At 56.9% G+C, this 24,334-nt stretch carries 22 protein-coding genes and 3 pseudogenes; 8 read left to right on the top strand and 17 right to left on the bottom strand.

Annotation, left to right across the window (positions count from 1 at the left end; translation table 11 throughout):
• Window positions 1-300: 300 nt before the first annotated feature.
• A complete protein-coding gene (locus AC0L3I_RS01580; RefSeq protein WP_473525745.1) occupies window positions 301-1,182 on the bottom strand; it encodes a hypothetical protein in 882 nt (293 codons plus the stop codon).
• Window positions 1,183-1,253: 71 nt separating this feature from the next.
• Between AC0L3I_RS01580 and AC0L3I_RS01575 the strand changes: the two are divergent.
• Window positions 1,254-1,367 (top strand): annotated as a pseudogene (locus AC0L3I_RS01575) (transposase domain-containing protein); the annotation flags it as partial.
• A 714-nt stretch (window positions 1,368-2,081) separates the two neighbouring features.
• On the opposite strand, the gene AC0L3I_RS01570 reads toward AC0L3I_RS01575, so the two are convergent.
• Window positions 2,082-2,459, bottom strand: a complete 378-nt coding sequence (locus AC0L3I_RS01570; RefSeq protein WP_473525744.1) for a hypothetical protein — start codon at window positions 2,457-2,459, stop codon at window positions 2,082-2,084.
• A gap of 325 nt (window positions 2,460-2,784) precedes the next feature.
• Here AC0L3I_RS01570 and AC0L3I_RS01565 point away from each other — a divergent pair, with 325 nt between their 5' ends.
• The 5 genes from AC0L3I_RS01565 to AC0L3I_RS01545 all read left to right on the top strand — a co-directional run bounded on the left by AC0L3I_RS01565 (window position 2,785) and on the right by AC0L3I_RS01545 (window position 5,783).
• Entirely contained in the window at window positions 2,785-3,120 is a 336-nt protein-coding gene (locus tag AC0L3I_RS01565; RefSeq protein ID WP_473525743.1) for a helix-turn-helix domain-containing protein, read from the top strand.
• A gap of 210 nt (window positions 3,121-3,330) precedes the next feature.
• Window positions 3,331-3,498 (top strand): hypothetical protein, encoded by a 168-nt coding sequence (locus AC0L3I_RS01560; RefSeq protein WP_473525742.1) that lies wholly within the window; start codon window positions 3,331-3,333, stop codon window positions 3,496-3,498.
• 237 nt (window positions 3,499-3,735) lie between these two features.
• Window positions 3,736-4,572, top strand: coding sequence for a ParA family protein (locus tag AC0L3I_RS01555; protein WP_473525741.1), 837 nt, complete (start codon window positions 3,736-3,738; stop codon window positions 4,570-4,572).
• Window positions 4,565-5,083, top strand: coding sequence for a hypothetical protein (locus AC0L3I_RS01550; protein ID WP_473525740.1), 519 nt, complete (start codon window positions 4,565-4,567; stop codon window positions 5,081-5,083). The genes AC0L3I_RS01555 and AC0L3I_RS01550 overlap by 8 nt, the downstream gene beginning before the upstream one ends.
• 1 nt (window position 5,084) lies before the next feature.
• On the top strand, window positions 5,085-5,783 hold the full coding sequence (locus AC0L3I_RS01545) for a hypothetical protein (RefSeq protein WP_473525739.1): 699 nt from the start codon (window positions 5,085-5,087) through the stop codon (window positions 5,781-5,783).
• A gap of 174 nt (window positions 5,784-5,957) precedes the next feature.
• Here AC0L3I_RS01545 and AC0L3I_RS01540 read toward each other — a convergent pair whose 3' ends face one another.
• The 10 genes and pseudogenes from AC0L3I_RS01540 to AC0L3I_RS01495 form a co-directional block, all read right to left on the bottom strand.
• A complete protein-coding gene (locus AC0L3I_RS01540) occupies window positions 5,958-6,653 on the bottom strand; it encodes a DUF6946 family protein (RefSeq protein WP_473525738.1) in 696 nt (231 codons plus the stop codon).
• A gap of 19 nt (window positions 6,654-6,672) precedes the next feature.
• Window positions 6,673-7,491, bottom strand: a complete 819-nt coding sequence (locus tag AC0L3I_RS01535) for a DUF294 nucleotidyltransferase-like/CBS domain-containing protein (protein WP_473525737.1) — start codon at window positions 7,489-7,491, stop codon at window positions 6,673-6,675.
• Window positions 7,488-8,864: a restriction endonuclease subunit S gene (locus AC0L3I_RS01530; protein WP_473525736.1), complete on the bottom strand. Its 1,377-nt coding sequence runs from the start codon at window positions 8,862-8,864 to the stop codon at window positions 7,488-7,490. The genes AC0L3I_RS01535 and AC0L3I_RS01530 overlap by 4 nt, the downstream gene beginning before the upstream one ends.
• A complete protein-coding gene (locus tag AC0L3I_RS01525; protein WP_473525735.1) occupies window positions 8,861-10,351 on the bottom strand; it encodes a class I SAM-dependent DNA methyltransferase in 1,491 nt (496 codons plus the stop codon). Before AC0L3I_RS01525 ends, AC0L3I_RS01530 begins: the two co-directional genes overlap by 4 nt.
• Complete coding sequence (gene hsdR, locus AC0L3I_RS01520; RefSeq protein ID WP_473525734.1) at window positions 10,351-13,848, bottom strand: type I restriction-modification system endonuclease; 3,498 nt, start codon at window positions 13,846-13,848, stop codon at window positions 10,351-10,353. The genes AC0L3I_RS01525 and hsdR overlap by 1 nt, the downstream gene beginning before the upstream one ends.
• Window positions 13,849-13,957: 109 nt before the next feature.
• On the bottom strand, window positions 13,958-14,890 hold the full coding sequence (locus AC0L3I_RS01515) for an HNH endonuclease (RefSeq protein ID WP_473525733.1): 933 nt from the start codon (window positions 14,888-14,890) through the stop codon (window positions 13,958-13,960).
• A 75-nt stretch (window positions 14,891-14,965) separates the two neighbouring features.
• Window positions 14,966-15,961, bottom strand: coding sequence for a hypothetical protein (locus tag AC0L3I_RS01510; protein WP_473525732.1), 996 nt, complete (start codon window positions 15,959-15,961; stop codon window positions 14,966-14,968).
• Between the two features lie 69 nt (window positions 15,962-16,030).
• A pseudogene (locus AC0L3I_RS01505) lies at window positions 16,031-16,134 on the bottom strand.
• A gap of 53 nt (window positions 16,135-16,187) precedes the next feature.
• Entirely contained in the window at window positions 16,188-17,144 is a 957-nt protein-coding gene (locus AC0L3I_RS01500; protein WP_473525731.1) for a site-specific integrase, read from the bottom strand.
• A 61-nt stretch (window positions 17,145-17,205) separates the two neighbouring features.
• The gene (locus AC0L3I_RS01495; protein WP_473525730.1) at window positions 17,206-18,129 is read right to left on the bottom strand and encodes a hypothetical protein; all 924 of its coding nucleotides are present in this window, start codon (window positions 18,127-18,129) and stop codon (window positions 17,206-17,208) included.
• Between the two features lie 315 nt (window positions 18,130-18,444).
• Here AC0L3I_RS01495 and AC0L3I_RS01490 point away from each other — a divergent pair, with 315 nt between their 5' ends.
• Both AC0L3I_RS01490 and AC0L3I_RS01485 read left to right on the top strand, forming a co-directional pair.
• Window positions 18,445-19,143, top strand: a complete 699-nt coding sequence (locus tag AC0L3I_RS01490; protein WP_473525729.1) for a hypothetical protein — start codon at window positions 18,445-18,447, stop codon at window positions 19,141-19,143.
• A gap of 126 nt (window positions 19,144-19,269) precedes the next feature.
• Window positions 19,270-20,328 carry a competence protein CoiA gene (locus AC0L3I_RS01485; protein WP_473525728.1) on the top strand — a complete coding sequence of 353 codons (1,059 nt, stop codon included), beginning with the start codon at window positions 19,270-19,272 and terminating at the stop codon, window positions 20,326-20,328.
• Window positions 20,329-20,658: 330 nt separating this feature from the next.
• On the opposite strand, the gene AC0L3I_RS01480 is transcribed toward AC0L3I_RS01485, so the two are convergent.
• From AC0L3I_RS01480 to AC0L3I_RS01460, 5 genes and pseudogenes are all read right to left on the bottom strand, one after another.
• Window positions 20,659-21,093 (bottom strand): hypothetical protein, encoded by a 435-nt coding sequence (locus AC0L3I_RS01480; RefSeq protein ID WP_473525727.1) that lies wholly within the window; start codon window positions 21,091-21,093, stop codon window positions 20,659-20,661.
• Between the two features lie 196 nt (window positions 21,094-21,289).
• Entirely contained in the window at window positions 21,290-22,171 is an 882-nt protein-coding gene (locus tag AC0L3I_RS01475) for a hypothetical protein (RefSeq protein WP_473525726.1), read from the bottom strand.
• Between the two features lie 138 nt (window positions 22,172-22,309).
• The gene (locus AC0L3I_RS01470; RefSeq protein ID WP_473525725.1) at window positions 22,310-22,510 is read right to left on the bottom strand and encodes a helix-turn-helix transcriptional regulator; all 201 of its coding nucleotides are present in this window, start codon (window positions 22,508-22,510) and stop codon (window positions 22,310-22,312) included.
• A gap of 97 nt (window positions 22,511-22,607) precedes the next feature.
• Window positions 22,608-24,092, bottom strand: a complete 1,485-nt coding sequence (locus tag AC0L3I_RS01465; RefSeq protein ID WP_473525985.1) for a site-specific integrase — start codon at window positions 24,090-24,092, stop codon at window positions 22,608-22,610.
• 27 nt (window positions 24,093-24,119) lie between these two features.
• Window positions 24,120-24,302, bottom strand: a pseudogene (locus AC0L3I_RS01460) (DUF6538 domain-containing protein); the annotation flags it as partial.
• Window positions 24,303-24,334: the final 32 nt, after the last annotated feature.

The raw sequence follows: 24,334 nt of genomic DNA, 5'->3' as shown, positions 1-24,334 counted from the left end.
CGCTCAAGGCGATGGTCCTGGCGCGCTTGTGGCAGCGGCGATGTGGCGTTGTTTGAAGTATGGGCGAACGAGTTCCCTGCTAAGCTTTTCAGGCAAGCTGCATCGGGTAATGTCGGCTTCAAAGCCACTTGTTCTGCCTGATAGGCCGAGAGTGACTGCCGCATCTGCACCAACTGCAATTCGACGGCCGCAGGCGGCGGTGAGTCAGTGCCGCGGAGAAGGGCGCCGCTGAACCGCATGCTGACGGCCGACGAGGTTGCTAAGACCCGAACAGTCGTCCATCGGGTGCTCAGCGGACTGTCAGCGCGAAACCGGGGTTAGGGTCAGCACCTCGCTGTTGGTCTTGCACGAACCCGGTATGCCGTCGATGCAGCCCGTCGTGGTTTGCTTGATCGTCATGGTAGAGCCGTCGCCCGACGGACCGATCGTATAGGTGCCGCTGCCGGCGCCTGAAAAACCGCCCCCAGCAAGCACATAATCCACTGTCCCGCCGGAGCGCGACGTTGGCGAGTACACGAAATTCGCAGTGCCACCGGGGAACTTGCCGGCTACCTTGAACGCCTCGTCCAACTTCACCACGGTTCCGCTCACCTTGATCCGAGCGCCGCCGCCGGTGACCGTCCACGGGCCGGGGCAAAGCCTGTCCAGCACATGTTCGGTAATCCGGGCAGCCTCGTCCAGGACCGCATCGTCATCTGCAAAGCCGGTGAAGCTGTCAACAAGCTCGCCGCCGGGGTTGGTTCTTATCTCTATGGTCCAGTCGGCTTTCCCGGCGCCGAATGTGATGCTGCCACCAATCAGAAAGTCTGGTGCCTCGGTGCCCAGCTTCTTCATCGCCGTGGCCGGGTCAGCATATTCCGTCTGCTGAAACTTCTGTTCGTTGTCCACCTCGTCGATCCGCCGCCATTCGACGACCTTTCCTGCGCACCATGCAAACTCCCCGCCGTCGCCCAGCATGGTCACGGCGTTGTGCAAGATAACCTCGCCCAGACCATCACCAGCAGACTCCTGACCGGGATAGTTGTCGGTGGTGATTGTGCCAACCGCCAGCACCACATCGGCTTGCTGCGCTGGTGCGATCGCCGATGACAGCAAGACAAGCAAAAGCGCACAAAGCACTGGCACGAAATGCGACGCTAACGACCGAACCTGCACTTTGATGCGCCCCCGCACTCGGATCATGCGGTTACACTGCCTCTGTAACCATTGGTCTGTCCAACGAAATCTCGGGCGCCGGGTGGCGGGACAATTGCTCCGGCGGTGGCGCCGAGCACTGGGCAGTCATCGCCTCGCTGATCGAAACCCGCAAGCTCAACGGCGTCGAGCCGCTCAGCTATCTCGCCGATGTCCTCACCAGGATCGTCAACGTGTCCGGCATCAGCGCTAATGAGACTGAAATGGCGGAGAGGGAGGGAGAAGAACCCGGAAATCCTCTCGTTAACGCTTTCAGAGACTTAGGCCAGCTCGCAGACCTAGTACCTCACGAAAATGTACCAGAAGTCTGTACCAGTGCCAGTGGAATGTGTGCCACTTACAATTTAATCGCCTTCCAAATTTCCACCAATTTTCGGCCGATAGAGCGGCTTTGCCCTCCACCAGTTTCGAAATGAGCCCGAAATTCAGCCAAGGACCTTTGTGGTTGTCTTGGCGGCCATACAGCCGCATTTCGCTTTCTCGGAGGGATTAGAAGAAGATGCGGCTCAAGGCGCTATATGCCCCTTTATTTCGGAAAGGCAGGTGATCCTGCGGTCAGGGAAGGAATAGTTAGTAACCCGCCCAAAGGCCCAGCCCAACATTCCGGACTGATCTTCGCAAGGTAGATGCCCATACCTCTTCCTGGGCGAGTGCGTCCCATCGATGGGGCGCCAACTTGCGATAGTTCCCGCCGCGAAAGCCGTTCTACAACCCTCCTGGAGCGCCCGGCTTACTGAAAGGCCAATATTCAACTCGGCAGGGGGAACCCGTTATCTGGAAAAATAATACCACATTTCCCCGAACCTCATCCCACCACTTCATAGTCCTAGTGACGTCTGATTTGTCTGCCTCTTTGGGAGGCCCGTAGGTGCTCGATAGGGCTAAAACTAAACCCGAGCATTTTGCGGGATCTTGTAATTCAAGTTCGATACCTTGGAGCTGGTTTCGGTGATCAAACATAAAAAAGCCGTGAACTCAAGCGAACCGCTTCGATACGGAGCTGAAAGCAAAACCTTGTACTTACTAGTGTCGAACCCTTGGTCCTTGGTTTCCGACGCAACTCCGTTAGAGGCCTGACGCAACTGCTCCGGAGACATTCCCCATTTCGCATATTGCCAATTTGTGCCAGCAGGATCGGTTGAGACGGGTTTTTTCGCGTCCACCCTCTCAACATCACTGGACGAGCGTTTCGCGCCTCCAGTACCTTCTGGCTCGCTCCCCACTCTGGTGGTCGTAGCTGGCTCGGATGTATCGGCTTTCGGCACCGGGGCATCACGCCACCGCTTAATAGCGAAGTCTGTCGCGAGGAAAGACAGCGGTCCAACGGCAGCTATCAGTCCCACCAAGAGAGCATTCCGTCGAACTCGGTCGCCTGACCATGATCTATGCTTCGAAGCTCCCATATCAGTATCCCCCATCGCGACATATGAAGCGCGACCCCGATCTCAGATGGTGAATTACCGAAACGCAAGAAAATTGTAGCTGACTTGCATTTTTCTGCAAATGGATTGCAGTTTTCGAAAAACTTTGATTTTTGATCCCTAAAGCCGGCGCTGACCTGCCTCTACACCTCATGGTGTGGAGAGGCGAATGGAAGACCTGCGTAAGCGGTTCGGGCGACTGGTGATTACGCACCGCAAGCGCGCCGGCTACACCCAAGAGCAACTTGCCGAGCGCGCGGGCATCAGCATCGATACGGTCTCGAAAATCGAGATCGGTGCGACCGGGGCACGCTTCCCCATGATCGAGAAGATTGCTGCCGCTCTTGACGTAGATGCTGCCGAGTTGTTCAGCCCGGAGATCCCGGCCGGGGCGTTACGACGCGGTCTCCTGTTGGAGCTAACAACGCGCTTAGCTTCTCTGCCTGAAAACGACCTTCAATGGGTGAGCGGTGTCATCGAGGCCGCGCTAAGAAGCAAGAGCTGAGGGACGCATAGCAGTTTGCTGCTCGGCTTGGAGAAAGGCGCGGGTATGGTAGCACCTGGTCGCCTCCAATTTTCCCAGTCGGCCGGAGCCACTAGAAACCTCGGCGCGCCGGTATGTCGTCCGCCCAATAGGGCCAATGCCCAAAAAATCGCGTGCACGCTAGGTGATTTCGCCCTGGGCGGCCTTGGTCAAGGTGGGCTGATGGATTGGATGCTGATCAAGATCGGCGAGTGGCGTGCCTTTGCCGGCCTTTGGCGTGGGATCGAATGCGACGAAGGCAGCGCCAAGCCGATTTCCAAAATGCACGAGCCGCGCTGGCGTCCCATCGATATTTCCCTAATTTTTTGGGCGGAGCGGCTTTGCCTCAGTTCCAAATAATCACTGGCCCGAAATTCTGTAGGCGCTGTCGAATGCCTTCTGGGGCGACCGGACCCAGCGTAATTAATTACACTCGGGTGCTTGCAACAGTGCTGCCAATCCGAGGGATCCAACCCAAATCGATTGCTGTCCTGAGATTACGCTTTGTAAAATTCCTACTTTGAACAACAAAGTACTCCCATTTCTCCTCGACAACCGTAGATGGATTGTTCATGGTCCCGCGTCGGGGGGACGAACATGCCTACAATCAGCATAGTGAATATGAAGGGTGGAGTTGCAAAAACCACGCTCGCGACCAACCTCGCAGATGCCTTGGTCCGAAGAGAGGACTGCCAAGTCCTACTGGTTGATCTTGACCCTCAATTCAACGCGACCCAATGCCTTCTTTCTGGCGAAGAATACGTAAAGAGAAGGAAACAGGGCGGGCACACGATTGTCGACATTTTTGATGACACCCCAGCGCCCGTCTCCGCCGTGATCGCCGGGGGGCACGAGGCTAAGATTGAGCTTTCTGATATCGCGCCATGGTCCATCAAAGACGGCTTCGATTTGATCCCGGGCGATCTTGAACTCTATCGTCTAGAGATGGGTGCAGGCCAAGGTCGTGAACAGCGACTTAGACGCTACCTAGAAGCGATCAAGGCTGAAGAAGAATACGATTACGTGATCATTGACACACCCCCGACGCCATCTCATTGGATGATGGCAGCGTTATTGGCATCAAGCGGATATTTGGTCCCGGTGAAACCAGAGCCCCTTTCTCGTACCGGCATCGACCTACTGCGGGGAGTAGTGGAGCGCTGTTCAAAGAATTACGGGCATCCAATCGAATGCCTCGGCGTGGTGCTCACGATTGTTGAAACGAACACTGTCGTGTATCGCGAGGCAATTGAGTTTCTGGACAAGAACGAGGTCTGGAAGGGTAAGCGCTTCAAGAACTCGCTCCCGAAAAGAACCCAGTTGGCGGCGAAACAGGGTAGCCAAAAGCTAATCCTGGATCTGGACGATACCAGGCTGAAAACCAATCTTGCAGGCATCGCCCGTGAATTTTTGGAGATCACTTCGGATGGTTGAGCGCAAAGTGAAGCGACAAGCCGCTCGACCAGAGAAGGTTCGGGACGCCCGGGCAGTCAAGCGCTTCTTGGAAGAGCTGTCATGGCTGCTCGAAAGCCACAGCAATCTTGACTTTCGGACCTTGGCCGAGGCTGTCGAGGTAGTAAGCGATACCGAGCGAAATTTCAGCAAACATGCATCAAAAAATCCAAATATCAGGTATCTCGTCGGCGTCTTGCCTATAATATTTTCAGACGAGCGATATTTTCCAACGAATGAGGACCTGTCTGAGTTTTCGTCCCAGGCTTTGAGTTTGCCCGTTCCCAGATGGGAAAAGCGATCCCGCTACGAGTTGATCGGTCTGATCGTATGCGAAACAGTGAAGCTTAACGATGACCGGCTGGACAAGCTTGTCAACGCGCTGGCCCGCATTACGTCTGACGACCCTGGAGCCCAAGCAATATTCCAGTCTCGTAAGTCGGATAAGTTGAGCTGGAATGAGGTCATACAGCTGTTAAGCCAGGCGAAGTGAAATGTCTTTTGACAAGTCGTTTGGCGAGCTCCAGGAGTTTCTCGATGCCTACCAACTTAAGGGAGTTTCAAAAAACCCCGCCCTGAGCGCACTGCTGAGAAAAAGCTTCAAAAAAATATACCCTGCCCTGATTTTAGATCGGGCCGTCATAAAATTCCCGCCTTGGAAGGACGCGAAGAAAACGCAGGCCTTCTCCCTCTATTTGAAAGAGACGATCTCGGACATTCTGCAATCGTTCCTTCTTGCAGCTCAGGGTATGTATAAACCGGGTTACCTGACGCTGAGGAGCGGTCTAGAAAATTTCGTAAGGTGCATAGGAATTTCACAAGATCAAAATGTACTGGCACTCACCTCTGTTTACGAACTGATTGAACTGGTCAAAGGAACAGTCTTCATAAAAAAGGACGCAGAGGCCTTCAGTGCCTATCAAGCGTTAAAATCTGACTACAAATCCCTTTGTAGCCATGTCCATACTTCTGGTTCAGCACATATGGCACTGACCACAGTTGTCGGAGTGTTTCCTCGTTTCGAACCCACTGATGCGAGCAATTTGCTTGAGCAAATTGGCCGGGTGATGTCAGCAATAAGTAAGATAATTATTCTTTTGTTTCTGAAAATATTCAAGTCACTCCATCATACTGAGTACGACATGATTTGCGATACCCTGCCGAGGCGCTTCAAGAAACACCTAAATGTTTAGTGGATCCCCATCCGCTGCGATATTTGTAGATGTCGACACGATTTTCGTCAGAAATTCTGGCATTTTTTCGGACGACAGAGCGGCTATGCAGCTCCAAAGCGTCACCGGCCTACGGCGGCATTCCCATCGCAAGGTGTAATGGGGAGCGATGTCGGGTGGATGGCGCTGGCGGGGCTAGAAGGGGTGTAAAGGACCGTTTTGAGATTGATGGGGGATCTCGCCTGACGCCCAGCCCATATACAGCCGTGGAGTGCCTTGGGGGTGAACGCACACAAGCTGGTCAGGCTCCGCAGTCGCGCCGAACAACGCGACGAAGGCCGAATAGTCTTCGAACCATCTTCGCGTCGGCGAGAAGGAATGGACGATCATTGCAGCTGCGTCAGTCTTGAAGCGCCGCGCCTCGATGACCGCGGAGGCCGTGCGGTGAAGTAGCTGATAGCGAATGTTATCGGACAGAGGCTGTGTCAGGCCCAGTAATTCGCAGATGAAAGCGAGCCGCTTCCGCTTCCCATCAGAAGCATTCGCCAACCACCTCCCGAGTGGCTGATCGAATGGTTCATCAACCTTCCCCTCTATGGTGACGGCAACCGTGTGATCTCCGGCTCTGATCAAAGCGAAAAGATCATTTTGGCTGTCGCCCCGCTGTGAACCGGGCAGTGGAACCTTATGTTCGGGGAGCGCGACCAGAAGTTCTGGCAATGGACCTATTAACGTCAGTAGCCTAGCGATTTCGGACGGAAGCCCGCCTGCCTTCTCCCAGCATTTAGCGAGGCACATGGCAGAGTAGCCCTCACGCCAGTGCTTGATGGGATCGGCCAGCAATCGTCGCCAGTCTTCATCGCCTTGGCTCGGGAGGTAAATCCTATTCACCTACGAGCGTCCCACAACATTAGCGCAAGGTCCTTTTAAGTCGGGAAATGAGAGAGACCATAGCCCGCTTCGAGCTGACCAGGTTTTTAATGAGATCGTACGTTCGCGCGAACTCTTTACCGTGCGCGATGCTATCACGCAGATCACGCACCTGTTCGGCTTCCGTCCAATTCATAGTCTGGGGCCTCACTGCCCGCAGAGCCTTTAGCTTTTGCCCTAGGCTCAGCGGGCTAATCCAATCTATAGAAAGGTTCCTGGCTTCGTTATGGCGCTGAAATCCGCGAACTTTTTTAACCTCATTTGGCGCCAGGAGCCCCAGGACGCTTGCGTACTTTTCCTGAATATCGTCCAAGGCCCGTCGCAAATGTTCCGTGACCAAGCTCTCAAACTGCGCCGTCAGTCCAAACAAGGCAACCTGGACCGGAAGCTTCTGGAGATCGGACACCGTAACCATGCCAACAACGCCCTTTTCGCCGATGACGATGCAGCATCGCTCACTGTCAGCGCGTTCGATGAAACTGAATACAGAGGCCCGGTCCCCAATGAGATACCGCGCGCTGAGTGGACGAAAGTTCTTATCGATGGAACCAGTTTTGCCCGGTGTAGCTCTGTCAAAAACGCCTATGATCTGGCCTTCTGATTTGACCGGAATGTGGTCGAAGTCTGACAGGTCAGATCGCTCCCCAACCTCGGTCGCATCATCGGTCGCCTCGCATGTCATGAGGTCAGCGGCCTTGGTCATAAGAAGACTTACAGGCGTCGCCGCAGCCACCGAGGCATAAAATTCATCCTCTTCGCCGCCCTTGAAAGGCGGCGACACTTTTCGTGCGATCCTCATCGGGCTTTCCGCGCGCGTTTTGACGCCGCGCCGCGCTCTGCCCTGATCCGCTCCAAAAGCACATTGGCCGGCTCGTCGCTGGGGTCTTGCGGCACGAGCTCGCCCCGGAAGGCCTTGGCGAGCACGGCCTGATCGAGACGGTCGATCAGCCGGCGAGCGCTGGTCGCCTCGGATGCGAGGCGGTCGATCCAGCTGAACGCAGTTTCGATGCGGCGCAACATTTCGACCGCCTCATTGGTAGGGGGTAGTCGAAGCGGCAACGACGATAGCCTCGTCTTGCTTATCGAGGCCAAGTTGGTCGTCTGCGTACCTTCATCAAAGAAATGCGTCTGACCAAACTCGTTGGCGAAAAAGGAAATCAGCTTGGACGGAAACTCCGGGTCAAATAGCCGAACTCTGAACACATGATTTTGGTGGATGCAGTTGGCAATTTGGCCCTCCCAAACCCAGCCTCGCCCCAGCTTATCTCTGTCACCGCCCTCGTTCATCAAAATGTCGCCCGGCTGGAGATACAGTCGATCAGCCTCCGGCTCGGACACTTCGATTTCTTTGATTTCCTGGAGGCTGAGCCAGCCTCGCTGCACGTTGGCGACACGAAGATACGGTCGTCTGATCAGACGAACGCCCGCCGGTCGCTTCTTGCCTAAAGCAACTCCCGACTGAATGTCCGATATATCCTTTAGAACGACGTTCCGCCATGGAAACTGTTCACTGTGCTGCTCCCGCCACTCCCGCGTCAAGCCTCCCCGGAACGCCGCCGCCAGTACGGCCTGTTTGTACTTCTTGACGAGGCGGGGAATGTGGTCGAGTTGATCGCGGGCGCGCCTTGATTTGCCGGTGAGGCTGTCGATCTTCGCCACGATCCGCCGTTGTTCGGGAAGCGGAGGAAGCCAGATCGGCATGTCGAGCAGCAGCTTTGTGTTGATGCCGTCTCTTGTCGCCCCCCGGCTAACGTCAGCCAGATAGGTCGTCACCGGCTCCGCCCCTCGGACGAAGTAGAAGAAGAACCGAGGGAGGATCGTATCTTCGTCCAGTCGCACCCGCATCAGATGATAATTGAACAATGCACCGTCGAGGTCGGCGGGAACAAAGCCAACCCGCCCGACCGACGCCATCCTCGAAAAGAGGAAGTCTCCCGCATGAAGACGGTACGTCACAAGTTCCGCAGCTTTCGCCGGTGAGACGTAAAGCAGCTTGGCCCTCGCTATGCCATGGGTGCCGAGACATCCTATGGTGAAGATTGGTACTCCCGACGCTACAAAGTCCTCTTTTCCAAGGTTCGCACCGAATGGCCCCGTGAGCACCGTCTGCTCGCCCGGCGCACCGAGGTCAGTCAGTCGTGCGGTACTCCATCCTTCGGGCACTTCGCTCATTCCGCCGCCTCTGCGATGGCAGCATCCACATCGACGCTATCCGGCTCCAGTTCCTCCGATAGCGCCTCGATCTCCTCTAGTGCAGCCTTGAGGTGGCCGATAATGGCGGCAGCAATGTCTTCAGGCTCAGTCAATGCCTCCTCGGCCTCAGCCTCGGTGTCGCGCAGCCATGCGATGTCGAGATTGTCGTTACGATCAGCTATGGCCTGACGGCTGAAGCAACGCCAGCGTCCGTCCTCGCCCTGCTCCTGCCGCTCGCTTCCATCGTTTGGATCTGTGCCGTAGGCGGTTTCGAAGTCGGCGAAGTCGGCCACTGTGAGTGGGCGGGTCTTGCCGAAGGCGGGCATGTTCGCCCGCATGTCGTAGACCCACACGGCGCTGGTGTTGGCCTTGTCGGTCTTGCCGCGATGGAGGAACAGCACGTTGGTCTTGACGCCTTGCGCATAGAAGATGCCTGTCGGCAGGCGGAGGATGGTGTGCAGATCGCACAAGTCCATCAGCCATGTGCGCAGACGACGGCCCGTATTGTCCTCAAACAGGACGTTGTCGGGTACGACCACAGCGGCGCGGCCACCGGGCTTCAGGGTGCGCACCACATGTTCGATGAACGGCAGTGGACCCTTCCTCTGGTCTGCGGTGATCGAGAAGTCGCTCCGAAAGACGGCCTCAGGAAACTTGTTGAAGGGAGGATTGGTGAGCACGAGATCGGCTGGGTCTAGCCCTTCCCCTTCAGACGAGAGGGTGTCTGCCAGCCTTATGGGAGTGTCGATCCCATGCAACAACATATTCATGGTACAGAGCCGCTGGGTGCCCGTTATGAGTTCGCAGCCTTGAAGTGCAGTGTTGCGTTGAAAAAACGCTCTGTCAGCGTCGAGAGTGGTGAGGTCATCGGTGAGATCGAGGACACGCCGATGCGCTGAAATGAGAAAGCCCCCAGTCCCAGCTGCTGGGTCTTGGATGATTTCACCCGGCTTCGGTTTCATCAATCGCACCAGGCAGTCAATCAAGGCGCGGGGTGTGAAGTATTGTCCCGCTTTGCTCTTCCTCTCGGACGTGGTCTTCTCCAGCAATCCTTCATATAGGTCGCCGAGGCCATCTTCTCCTGCCGTATACCAGTCCACATTGTCTATGGCGGTGATTAAACTCGTCAGTGCGGCCGGCTTCGTGATGGATGTCTTGGCGTCAACGAAGACCTGCTTCACCAATGGACTTTTTACCTCAGTGCTGGTGCCGAGCTTGAGCAAGACCGAGCGATAGTGCGTCAGCCGGTCGTCCCCGACACGGCTCTTAAGTGAGTTCCAGCGGCAATCGGTTGGCACGCTCTCTTCGAGACGCCTTCCATTTCGGGAGACTTCCTCCAGCATTTTTAGAAACAGCAGGTATGTCAGTTCCGTCACATACTCGAAGTACGTCACGCCGCCGCCTTGAAGGCTCTTGCTTACATTCCACAGCTTCTGGACGATGTCACGTGACCGTGGTCCATTCATTACGCTACGCTCTCCCATACGCTTTCCTGCAACTCTCCGACAACCGCATCCAACTGACCCTCGAGGACCTTGTTAACCCGAGCGTAGCCTCCGAGCCCGGCAAACGGCTGATCATCGAATGTCGTGCGGTCGAGAACAGTTCCTAGCACCATTTGACGCCCTATGCGCTCCAACCATTTGCGCTGTGGCTCTGTCCAAGAGCGCGAACGCATGATCTTTCGCATCGCAGCGGTTACCCGATCCTGATACGGGATGAGAGGGTGTCCCAGCGCGGCCTGACGGACGAAGCCGATGATGGAGGCTGCGATCTCCTCGTTCTTGGCATCTGCCCAAGCACGGCGCAAATTAGCCTCCGAATAGCCCTTGCGGTCGAGCGCAAGGCGAAGCTCCTTCAGATCGGCACGGGTGAGATCGTGAGGACGCGTCACGACCAGCTTCAAAGCGGCGATGACGTTGATGTTGTCGCGCACGAACGCAGAGAAGCCGTCGAGGAAGTCTTCGGGTTTCTCTGCCTCGCCATAGCCCCGCGTCACTGCAACGACTTCATCGGAGTGGTGCGAAATCGGCACAAAGCGAGGGTTCTCCCCATCAGGCTGCCAGTCGAGGATCGGACCGATGGCAGAACGTTGCTTCAGCCAGGCCGCGAGCGCCACGGCATCTCCGGCCAGAAGACGCTGCAGCATCGCGTCCGGCGTTTCGCCCGCGACCGCCTCAAACCGCTGGCGGGCCTCGTCTGGCAGCTTCTTCAGACGGCGTCGCAGCTTGACGGCAAGCTGTTCGCGGATCGTGTCGCGGTGCTGATCGTCCGTGGCCTCGATCAGTTCGCGGACAAGCTGCTCGAAGCTGATCGACGGATTGACTACCACCGGCTTCATGTCGGTCAGGCTCTGGAGGTGCGGATAGAGGTCCACGGCATCGAAGATGCGGAACACCTCCTTGCCGATCTCCGGGCATTGGCGTGTCGCCCGCCCGATCATCTGCTCGTAGAGGATGCGGCTGTTGACCCGTCGGAGGAAGACCAGGTTGGTGATCTTCGGTACGTCGATGCCGGTTGTGAGCAGATCAACCGTCACCGCGATCTGGGGATAGCCGTCGTTACGAAACGAGCGGATGAGGTTCTGCACCTTGTCGACGCTCCCGGTGATCTTCTTCACCGCCGCATCGTCAATCCCGCCATAGGCATCCGAGAAAGCCTTCTTGATCGTGCTCACCACTATGTCGGCGTGTGCATCGGTGGCGGCAAAGATCAGCGTCTTGCCGGGCAGCCCCGGGTCGATTTGTTTCGCCAGTTCCTCGGCCACCACTCGGTTGAATTCCGGCGTGATCACCTGCTTGTTGAACTGGTCGACTTCGAAGCGGATTTCGTCAGGGGCGTGGGCTAGGTCGATTTCGCCGGTCTGGGTGTTTAGAAGGTCAAGCTGCTCATCCTTCTCGAACTTGATCCCTGCCCGCGCCAGCGCGGTCTCGATACGGATCGGCGGTTCATGGTCGCTCAGAAATCCATCGATGACGGCCTCACGGTAGGAGTACCGGAAGATTGGCTCGCCGAAAATGTCGGTCGTGTGTAGCGCGGGCGTGGCCGTCAGCCCGATCTTCACGGCGTCGAAATATTCCAGCACACGCCGGTATTTGGATATGTAGTCGTCCTGACCTCGAAAGCTAAGTTCGGCATCGGACATCTCCCGGTCGAGCAGATAGCCACGGTGGCATTCGTCGATGACCATCAGGTCATATTGATCGACGGGCGGGGCCTCGGACGCGTCGGCGGCGAAAAGCACCCGCCTGACCAGTCCTTGGATGGTGACAATGTGAACCTTGGTTTCCAATTCGGGAGTGATATCCTCAAGCCCCTTCAGCCCGAAAATTTCGGCAAAGGTTTTGCCCGACACGACCTTGGTCGTCCAGAATTCGCCCTCGGTCTGGATACCGAGGGCGCTGCGATCCACGACGAAGCAGATGCGCCGAAACCGCTTGGCGGACAGGAGCCGGAAGAGCAGCGCAATGGCAAGCTTTGTCTTGCCGGTGCCGGTCGCCATCGCCACCAGCATCGACCGCTGCTGGGCTGAGAGCGCGGTTTCAACTGCCCGGATGGCTCCTTCCTGATAGGGGCGAAGCGGGAAGCCGAACTCGAACGGCTGGGCGTTCAGCGCAGCGGTGGCTGCGTCCTGATCGAGTTCAAGCTGGCCAGCCAATCCTTCCGGCGTCGGCCAATCCACTAATGCGCGGCGATGATTGGCGCTGCGGCGTGTGTCGCGGAACCAAATGCCGCTCTCGGTTTCGATCTGCTTGAGATAGGACCGCCCGTTGGCAGCGAAGACGAAGGGCACCCGATGGTCGCCCCACGGACCGCCGGCCGTCACAAAGTCCGACGAGGGCGTGATCCCCGGCGAATAGCGTTCCGCCTGATCGATGGCCGCCGAGACATTCTTGCGCCGCCGCTTGGCCTCCACAACGCCCACAAGCATGGTGCCGACGAAGAGCGCATAGTCGGCTGGACCGCTGGCGGTTGGCCATTCTGCAATCGCCATATTGCGACCCTTGGCCGGTCGGGCACCTGCACTATGGCGCAACGCCTTTGTGTCGGTCTCCCAGCCGCGATCCCGAAGCTGCCGGTCGATCAGTGCGCGGGTTTCGGCCTCATCGAGGTCAAGCCTGGTCGCAGCTTCCTCGCCGCGTTCAACGAGCTTCTGAACGTCCGCTCGCGGTGCGGCTTCGGCCTCTGCCTGCAGGGCCGCCAGCTTGGCCGCAAGCGCTGCCCTCTCGGCATCGGTTTCCTGGTCGAATGTCTGCCACGGAGTAGCGGCTTCGCTGAACCCGTAGTTGGAAGGGGCGGCAACCGCCGGTGCAAGGCTAGCGAGCTTGGCGGTAAGCGCGTATTTCTCGACCTCGCTCTCCTGCGCAAGTTGCTCCCATGTCGCCCGTTCCTCGGCCTCGCGCCTGAGCCGCTCTTCAAGCGTCTCACGGACATGTATCTGTTCTGCCGCCTCACGACGCGCAGCAGCAATGGCGTTCTCGCTCTCGGCGACCTTGCTGCGCAGTGCCTCGATCTCTTCCCGTAGCGGCGCGGTGGCGTCAACTGGCTCCGGCGGAGGCACGAAGGGGCCGGGATTGAACGTGGGCCGCTTGCCGTAAGTTCGGTGGAACCAGAGACCTACGGAACGCGCAAACTTTAGCGAGGTCAGTGCATTGGCGTGGTTACCCTCTGCCTCATGCACGGCTGTGTTGCCTGCCTTGCGCAAGGCGTGGAAGAGGTCCGCGATTTCCTTCGGGATAATCCGCTCGTACGAGAGCCGACGGAGCGTCTCCTCGAACGTCTCGCGCTCGTCGCGATAGGCGGCATGGTGAGCGGCGATCAGCTTAGCCATCAATTCGGCGAACTGGCGCAGTTTCACAATTGCGGTCGAGGGGTCGTCACGGAAATAACGTTCCGCAAATCCGCCTAACGCGACCAGCCGTACATCATGAACGCTGAGAAAACCGAAGTTCGGCGATACCATGCCCCCTCCATGGTCGAGACCATCCCCCGACCAATGTCACAGGAATGCGAAGATTTGTCTAATTCTGCAATGACGCGCAAATGACGGGTTGGCCCACGATCATGATGAATTATCCCAGTCGAGGTCGCGACCTTAGGCGACTGAAGTGATATGCGAGAAACTCCGGCGCTGCGGCAGGGACAGCAACCTTTCGACCAGCCAGTTTTGCATAGGGTGTTTCCTGAAGCTGCTCTGAGAGCACAACAGTGTTCGTCGCGGGATCGATACTCAACATGTAAAGATCGAACAACGTATGGATGTCCGCTCGCAGAAGCAGCCCGTTTGAGGGGCTATCCCGAAATGACCTGCCTTCGGAGAACGGAACGATGTGAGCAGCTTCCAAAATCGGCGCGACCTTCGTGCCAGTAATGCAGCATTTTCCCGCGTAGATCTGCATTAACTGTCTTCGGAATTTCGGCTGTCCCTGTCGACGCTCAACCAGTTGGTATTGTCGGGCAATCTCGATCTCTATTTCTTGATCGTAATCGTTAAGGGCGGCCTCCTCCGCCGTTGTTGCTGTACGCACCAAGCCATAGCGCAAAGCGGCGTCAGTTCGGGCTTGGTCGAAATCCGAACGAGCCTTTTGTAGCGCAGCCGAAAACCGTGCCGCCTGATCCTCGTCAAGCCACAGCGACTGTGTATGCGTGTATTCGAAAAGCGACTTGAGCGCGGATCCGTCATCCAGGTATTTTTCCAACTTCACCCAACCCAGCGGCGGCTTCTCCAACGTTAGTTGCTCGAACCGTAGCTCCAACGCAGTTGCACTTCCGGCCATTTGGGAGACGTTCCCAGTCGCGGTGATGCCCGCGCCACCACGGGTCTCATGAACCCAAATGTAGACGAAATCGCCCACCGAAAAGTTGTGCGCCTCGTTAGCCGCCCCCCGCACTGTTCGAGGGGTTGGAGCAACAAAGGAGCCGAAAGTCCAGTCGTCGGCTTTCGAAGGTCGACCGATCTCTGCCGGACAGTCCTCCGCCCCTACCTTTAGGACAAAAACGTTCAAGATAATCTCCGAAACAAACCGACAAGGCGGCAGCAAAGGCGGCGCGGAAGGAGATCGCTTGGCCTATTCTGACTTTTAGCGTGCTACGCTTAGAGCCAGCCGTTGTGCAAATTCATCTCGGGGTAGGGCGGCAAGTCCGGAGACAAACTCAAGCTGTAGCTTCCTAATAGACGCTTTCGGTAGGGGCGTCACTCGTTCGAAGCCAGCCGGTACAAGTAGCGCTTCGATCTTGCGTGCCCGGAAAGCGGGGCTCTTACCCCAATACTCTTTTAACTTTTCTTGGTTGCGGTCTAACTCAAACGCACCAGCCAGTGTCTCTTCAGCATACTGCTCAATGCAGGCCGCTCGTATGATTTCGCAGTCAAGTGCTGCAATTGAACGATGCGTTACCGAGACTAGCGTAGAGATATCCTTGAGGCTTGGACCGCTATCGGTATCATAATGCCTCAGCATTTCCGTCACGTCACAATGGGAATGAGCTTCATATATCTCACCTTTTGCATCGACGAGAGCGGTCCGATTGCGCTCGGAGATGGTGTCTTTAGCGCCGTGCACGTGACGATTTCGCCATGACACAAGGAGCATGAGGCATGCAAGATAGTGAGGCGACAGCGTCGGATGCGTGGTCGCGAGAGCTAGGATGCGAGCACGAACGCCGCTTGGTCTCTTTTTCTGGAGGTACTCCTCACCAAAGACTTTTACGGCATTTAAGAATTCAGAGGGCTGCTTCCTGCTCGCCTCGAGCGACCTCAACAGTTTCTCTATCCCCGCGAGTTGCAATGCCGGAGGGAATGGTTCAGTTGGGACCGGCTCACGGCGTAAGCACCTGCGCAGTTCTTGATCCTCTAAGAGGCTCGGATAATCAGCGACATCCTTCAAATATCGGTCGACCGCATCGACTGCGAATACAAGCAGTTCGCTTGTGACGAATTCGCGGGCTTGCGCGGCAGCTGCCGCGGGGTTGGACGGGTCCCAACTTATTGCAAGATCAGGCGGCCGCTTTGCGACGCCAGTTTTGACTGCTTCCAGACCAACTATGGTTGAGTTAAGATTGAAGTTGGCAAACCCCAACCGCTTTCGAAGACGCTTGTAAGCGGGAGACCGATCAATGCCGAGTTCTGAAATAGATACACCTCCTAGTGGCGTGCCGGGTTGGAGTTGAACCAACGTCCCCGCTAATCAAAGTTGGATAGTCACCGAGGCGACGATAAAAAACGGGTGGCCGACCGCTAGCCCACCGACACGGGCGGTTCACTAGCAGATTTCTTCAAGTGAAACATCACTGTGTGGATGTTTTTCACAACACTGCTGCCGCCGCGTTGTCGGTGAAGATGTCTCCGTCGCGAATGTAACGTGCGAGCATGGCGTCGGAAGCGTGACCTGTCTGCGCACGTATTTTCAGCGACGATGCACCCGCCATTGCCGCACTGGTCGCGAGACCCGCGCGCAAAGAATGTCCGCTGTAGCCTGCCGGGTCAAACCCTGCGGCTTCGGCAAGCCGCTTTGTGATGATGCAGACCGCCTCCCCAGACAGGCGGTGCGATGAAACATGACCATGCCGATTGATGCCCCGGAATATCGGTCCCGTCTTGATCTTCGCATGGTCCAACCAGGCGGCCAGATGTTTGACCGGGCACCAGCGCGAGCGTCCGAAGGGAACCCCGATCTTTCGTCCCTCGCCGGCTTGGTCGGTCTTCGACCTACGAAGCGTGACGACAATCCCCTGCCTCACATGTTCAATGTCGGCAACATCAAGGCCGACAAGTTCGGAGCGGCGGAAAGCGCCAGCGAAGCCGAGCAGCAATAGGGCCTTGTCGCGGATGTCCTTCGGGTCGCCTATGCGCTCCAATATCTGAAACAGGTCTTCCCGCAGGATCGGTTTGGCTTCCCGGCGAGCCGTGCCGAGGGTGCGCCGGATGCCGCGTATTGTGGCGCGGACCAGTTCGGATGCAGTCGGACTGATCAGACCCTTCGCGGTGTGCGCCTTTGAAATGGTTGCTAGCCGACGAACAAGTGTTGCTACGCTTAGCCTTTCGGCGTGCTCCGCGAGATAGCTGGCAATGGTCGCATCGGTCGCCGGAATGCTGCCGCCCCAAGCCTGGAAGTGAGCGAGATCGGTAGCATATGCCCTGCGGGTATTTTCCGACAGGCTCCTTTCCACATAACCGGCGACGTCGTCGGGCAACTCCCTTGTGAAGTTAATTTCACACGGCGACGTGGCGCCGCTCGCAAGGGTGCTAGATTGCTCCAACATGCTCCCCGCTAGCCTCATTGTGGGTCGTGATAATGGGGGATTATCACGTGTTAGATGGTTGTTAGACATGTTGGCGCTCCTCGTTCAGGAGCGGGATGTCGCCGCGAACCAGTGAGATGATTTCGGTCGCGTCTGGGCAGAACGGTCCCTGACACTCGATTTCCCAGGATCGTCTCAGTTCGTCTGCCACGGGCCACCGATAGTGGTTCCGTAAACGCTCGCCTTCGACTGCAAACAAGATGTCGCCAAGGAAGCTAACCTGCTGCGACGACGGGATGCGCTGACGGACCCAGCGAGCTGTCAGGCAATCCCGCCTAAGCAATCTTTGCAGCGCATGTCGTCCTTCCCTCGAATACCGGTCCAACGCCCAACTCGGTACCGGGCCGCACATCGTTTCCAGCGGGAAGCCATCATCCTCGACCGACGTAGGTTCGCCCGGTTTCAACGACGCAAGCAAGACGACAAGCGGGCATAGGACCTGGCTGGTCCGACGAAAGCCTTCCCGCGCAGTTTCCACCAGCGTGTGGGGATGGCCCGCTTCGCACATCACATCGAAGACCGTCTGTGGATCACCCTTTCTTGTCCGCAGATGCGGGGAAGGATAGCGGTCTGTCCCCACAGCGTACCAAAGCGCCAGGGCTCGCTTCGGCAGTGGGCCATTGCTGTTCGCGATCCGCATTAGTTCGGGGATCGTGCTGAAGGTGAGGCCTAACCTGCAATGCTCATATCGGGGATGCCGCTCCGCGACCATGAGGAGATCATCTGCGGCGCGACATTTCGGTGCGTTCACCAGTCGCTCGACAATGAAACTGGCAACCCTCCACTCGCCGCCAATACGTGACCGGAATGCCTTCCCGGCGAGGGATGCGATTACTAGGCCCACGGTGTCGAGATCGGCCACACCGACATCTTCGAATGCAATGACGCCGCAACGCCGCCAGAACCCCTCGTGCGACTGCCGAAGCAGCGTGGCGGCGGCCTGCAATGCGAATTGCCCTTGCCCCCGCCGGATCGCCTTCTGAAGCAGGGCCATGGCCAACCAGGACGAAATGTCGAGGGGATCGGGGACAGGTGGCTCATGGTGAAGCAGTTGCTGCATCAGTTTGTGTCGCAGGATGGCGAGGGTTTCGGGACCGTTCATTGGTTTCCTCCTTGGGTTAGGGAGGGCCGCAAAACATGGGTCCCGCTATTAACGTATTGATATTGTTGTACTATTTCAAGTTTTTTGCGTGAACTTTTTCTTTTTTTACTGGAATATCCCTCGTACAATTGTGCCGCATACACCTCGAAGGAAATAGATATGGCTAACCGGCGAGTAATTCCGAAGACGATACGTGAATTGGAGCCGCCGCCGGGCTTCTCAAATCCATCCGCCCTGGGAATTCTGGGTCGCTACCTTTTCGCGACTGAGACATTGTGCGGAGATTGGGACGGCGATTTGCTACTGCTGGCGCAAGATTTCGCCCCTTTGGCGAAGGTCCGAGCAGCTGTGGCTAGCCATGGAGCCATAGCCGCGTGGCATCATAACGATGGTGAGGGTCCTTACGATATCGGGTTCAAAACCAACTTCAACCTATCCCGCTCGCTTACGAAGATTGGTCGCAGGGTTGATTTGAAGGGAGAAGGTTCCCAGGGATGCGGGGTCCTTTACGGCAACGCTTGTTTCTTCCTGAAGGATGGCGGAGACATTGCGAAAGGCGTAGCAGCATCGAAGCCTGTATTCGAGTTCGTGGTCTCGAAGATGCCGAAGCTGAAGGTAATCGCTTGTTTGGGAAAACCAGCGTTCGTGGGGGCGATGGGATGGCTCGGCCTTGCTGCGGACTGGCGGTCCCACCTCGACGCTCGTAAGCCAGTTCGGCACGGCAATTTGTTGCTGTTTGCTCTTGCCCATCCAGGGCAGTTGGGCATCAACAACCGGATACCCGGTGCGACGAACACCGAAAGGCTAATCGCAATTGATGCGGATTGGCGGGCACTCGGAAAGGCGCTCGCCATCTGAAATCTGAGCGGGCATGTCTCGAAAGTACGTTGCAAAAAGCTCTTGATCCCGGCCCAGCGGTGTCATTAAGCATCACGTTGACGCAAACTGGCTGGGGTCCCAGCAGCGGGATGGAGATCTATAGCGATGCCACTGCGCAGTATCGGGCCCGATGGTCGTGACATCCAGTCCTTCGACTTGACCACTCAACAGTGGGCAGCCTTACGGCTGGAAAACAAGAAGCTGCGCCATTTGCGCATGCCATGTTGCGACGCTCCGGGGGTGATGAAGACGTCTGCCCTCGGGATGAACTTCTTCGCTCACAAATCACGCGGGACATGCACGACCGCGCCAGAGACGGAAGATCACCTGCTCCTCAAGCAGCTCGCGGTCGAGGCGGCGCGCAGGGCAGGCTGGAGCTGCTCGACTGAGGTTCGAGGTTCGTCCCCGACCGGTGAGGCGTGGGTGGCAGATGTCCTGGCGGAAAAGGGCAAACACAAGATCGCAATGGAAATCCAGTGGTCAGGTCAAATACCGCAGGAAACGATGTATCGGCAGGAGCGGTATCGTCAATCTGGCGTCCGCTGCCTTTGGTTATTCCGGCGACCCGGCTTTCCGATTAGCCACGATGTGCCGGCGGTTTGCGTTGGCGGGGATAAGTCGACGGGGTTCGACGTTCGTATTCCTTCCGACGGTAGAATGACCTCGCGTGAGTTCGATAATCTATCACGATGGGCGCAGGTCCTACCCATGGCATCGTTCTTGGACGCGGTTTTTGCGGGACGCTTCCGGTATGGGATTTCGGCGGAAACGACGGCGACGGTCACCATACAATCCGGCACCATGTGGTGTTGGAAATGCGGTGCGAGCACGAGAATAGTCACATTTATTGATGTCGCGGTTGGTCCTCATACACGTCAGCTTACGGTAGCCAATCTCTGTGACGACATGCTCTCAACGGTCCTCGCGAACCTCCCGCGCGACGAACCGGTGGGGGCGATCAAGGACCGCTTCAGTCGAACAATGGGCCATAGCTATCTGAGCAACGGCTGCTATCATTGCGACGCGCTGATCGGCGCGTTTTTTGAGCATGATGCCTGGGACGTAGAACCGAAGGTGCTTGCCGCTTTCCCCATCAGGATCACCGACAATTGGAAGGAAGCTATCGGGAGCGGCTTCGGTTGGGGCGTCCATCCGGCGGAATAGTGAAGGGACAAAAATCTGTCTCCGTCGAAAGGTTCGACGACAAGCATGTGAGTGAAAGGGGTTTCTCTCGGGACCACGCATTCTTTCCACCTATTCCGTGATTTTCCTTAGCTCGACATCCCCACACGGCAAGTACCTGATTATCGCGAGCTATTCGCTCCGAACTGGATTTCCTAACCCCCTGGTTGGGCATCGCTGGTCGTGTCCCAGAAATTGTCGCTGAGGGCTTCAAGCTACTTACAAACGCAACCTTGTCGTGTGTTTACTGCTCAGTCAGCCCGTGCGGGATTATGGCGGACAATGCAGCCCAACCCATTCTTTGCAACTGGCTCAGCATTGGAAATCCAGCATCCGCACACGTTCTCTCAAGGAGTGAAGGCGGCGTTCCGTTTCCAGAAGTTCGGAGAAGGTGATGCTGCGGTATGTGCCATCCCGCGCTCGGCATACGACCTCAGCCTCCTTGCCGCCCCAGGGGTTAGTTGAGGCAGACCACAGCCCGTGCGCAAGTTGGTTACGAACCGACGCTACCCCTTCAACGTCGGCCAACAGTGTGGCCCGGGTGCCTGTTCGGTCGGACGCTGATCGCCCAACTGTATCTCGCCACAACCTGATGATTGGCGTGCGCTCGGTGAGTTCGGAGGAGGCCCGGACGCAAGTGAGCCACTCCTCCATGTCGCGCTCAAGATAGCCCCACTTCAACAGCACTTCTCCGACTGCAGCGAGCAGGTCGCGCATGTCGGGGCGGTATTCCTTTTCGCTGTTCATTTGACCCAGCTTCCACCAGTCATTGCTAGTTCCATTCTGCCACTTCATTGACGATGCCAATCAAGGAAGCCGCAGCCAACCCCGAACTAGTTGGATCGAAACTACCAATGGAAGAAACATGGTCAAGCGGATAGGAGCGAGTGTAATTAATTTCACAGGCCATTTCCGGTCCTGTTTGGCGTTTACCAACCTAAGGCTAAAGGTTTTCCTTCGCCGCACGCTGTAAGCCTTCCTTGGCTCTCACTGCCGCCACGTATTCAGGATCGATCTTTTTGATCAGTTCTTGCTGTACAATGGGCAGTCTATCGAAAATCACGTGAGGACGGTGTAGCGGCCACTGCCTGGCGAAATGACGCTCATATTGCTCCCGAGTAACAGTCGAAGCGAACACCGGGAATTCCTCGACCAGAAATTCGTATAGAGCCATCACTTCCTCGGGTTCACCGTCTTCCCGCATAGCCTTATATCTCTCGGCCATTCGCTGAAACATGATGTCCCGAGCCCAGCGTGAAGGGCCGCTCTGGGGAGGGCGCCTGGCCTCAGGCTGGAGTGGCTGCTGGAATTGAGGGGGGCCGCCTGGGTGCTGAGGTCGCGGGGCGGCACGCTTGCCTTCGATGATCTCATCGTCGGACCAGCCGCGTTCCTTGCGCTTTCGGATCGTGGTTGGTGCAACGCCTCGTAATTTAGCGAGACGGGAGGTCGTGTAGGTGTCGCCGGTCCGTGAGTAGTGGAAAATCAGAGTGTCCGACTTGTTGTTGTTCTGCGTACGTTTGTCTGCCCATCGCACCTTTCCGGGGGCGTATTCTGGGTCTGCATTGTCGGTCCGATCTAATGTTGCACCGAGCGCTGGGATCGGCCCGACATGGCGAAGGAAACTGGCAAACTCGCGAAAATCAGGATGGATCACGGCGCCATGGGTCTTTTGCCGGAAGAGCATGTTTCGATGTGTGTTGGCTTCGTGATTGTAGCGTTGTCGCAGCTGCATCCTCGAAAGAGTTTCGCAGTCAATTATTACCCCGGGCTTAGTGTTTTTCCCGATTTTCTTGGCTGCGCGACACGACATTTTCTTTTTACTCATGACCGTGACATCCAGGTTGGTTTTTTCGGCCCAAACCGCACCATTTAGCGGCTTTGCCCAGCATGCATGCCTGTCGCGCTCGTCAAGAAAATCGAACGACTTCCATGCTCGTTCGTCGACGAAACGACGCGGCTACGTCTAGGTGGTGGAGATGCGCCGGCTCTTCAGTAGCCAATCGTCGATGTCGGTGGATCTATAAACGACCAGGCGCTTACCCGCTTTCGAGTACGCCGGGCCCTCGCCACGCATCCGCAATTTGGCCAACGTTGAGGGGGAGACACCAATATATCGAGCGGCTTCGGTCGACCGTAGTGTCGGCGGGGAGGAGTGCACGTCCATGTTCCGGGCTCCTGATGACTGTATGGGAATGCATCGGACACCTAGAAAACAGGCGCAACGGCAATTTATGAGCCTGGTATAAAAGTCGGTCAGGCCGTCATGAGGGAGGCAGATCGAAACTGTAGCTGACTTTGTCGATAATCTTCTTCAAAAGAGACAAAGACGGCCCGCTCCCGTAACCTGCATGGACGTCGTTGCCGGCGTGTCCCATCAGCGCTTTTGAAACATACTCGGGTGCTTCGGCTGACTGCAGCGCGTCCTTGAAATTGTGACGAAGCGAGTGAAACGCCGTGTTTTTAGTGCTGACGCCGATCTGTCGTGTGTAACGTCCCCACCATTTGGAGAGATTGTGGGAGAAGTAGCCATCCTTCCCTTTTTTGATTTCCGGAAACATCCGCCCCGATCCTTTCGCGTGGTGAAGGAGGCCGAGGTCGAGAAGGATTTTATGGACGGGCACCTTCCTCACGCTGGATTTCGTCTTGAGAGTTTTGTCCTCCCCCTCGTCCTCCGAAACGTCAAAATAAACGATGCCATCCTGCGTCTTGATATCGGTGACCATGAGCTGAACAATCTCACCCATGCGCATCCCGCTGTAGACGGCAATCGCCGGCACCCAGAATTTGCCGTCCCGTATTAATAGAGAACCGGGCTTGTGGCGTGTGGTCTCCGATAGATGGCCCTTGTAGAGCGGCGAGGCGAAGATGGCCTGCAACTGCTCTTTTGAGTATGGCTTCCGCTTTCCTCCGGCATCAACCTTGGCCGACCCCGCGATCTTCACGCCCTCTCCGGGTGCCTTGTCGATGTAGCCTTCTTGGTTGGCCCAGATCAGAAACTGCCGGAACATGGTGAAATACTTGTCCTGGGTCTTTAGCGACAGTGACGGTCCGTTTTTGTTCGACGCGATAGCCTCCTTGGGACTGATGCCCTTATTGGCGGCCATCTTCATGTAGTTGGGCGGGAGGGACGCCAGAGCGTCGCGCATAGCCTTCACGTCGTCGATACCCACCTTTTGGATTAGCTTATTCTCGCCAATAATCGACTTCGCAAGCGACAGCACCCGGCTGACGTCGGCTGCCGTCTTCTTCACCCAGTCGTGCTTGGCCTTATAGGCGTGGAACAGCGCTGCAATGGACGCGAGCGTTTGTTCGGGAGGTGCCACCGTCTCTTCCCCGGCAACGGGCGGCGGATCGTTTATGATGATGCCGGCGAACATCGGGTCCTTGGGCGCAGCCTCGTGATATTTGCCAGCCAGCATGGCAGCGAGAATGCGAGCGTTTTCGTGGTCCGCTCGCAGAATGCCCTGACAGAGCTGCTGAAACCGATCTGACGCGGGTGCAAGTTTTTCGGGGAGGATGGTGCCAAGGAGCGCGTGAGCCTCTGACTGGACCGACACCGGCCATGACCGATGGGCCAAGTTGGCCTCCAATTCCTGCATCCGGCTAATCAGGTAACCGATTTCACCCGCCTGATCGAATTGATGGTCCTTTGGGAGAATGTGAGCGTGCTCGATGGACTGGCTAAGAGCATGCCTAAAATAGCCCTTGATGAGACTGTCAATATCTTCGGAGGTTAGGTCAGGCATACGGGGCAGCCTAAGCAGAAGTGTGTCCAATGCGTTGCTTAGGCTGGTCCCTCGCAGCCTTGCGACAAGAGGGTCCGCCGTCCGCAGCGAGACCTTGATCTCATGCCCTGTCAGCCGATGCGTCAAGTGCCGTGGTATCGCCATCCGGAAGTAGTAGGTATGTGCCCGTCTGACGACACGTGGCGTGGATCGTGGCACGCCATCCTCCATTCTGGCCCAGGTTTCTGTACCAGGTCGGAGAG

It is taken from the genome of Mesorhizobium sp. WSM4840 (assembly GCF_055811755.1).
The sequence above is the reverse complement of the archived record's forward strand: the minus strand, read 5'-3'. Positions and strand labels throughout refer to the sequence as shown.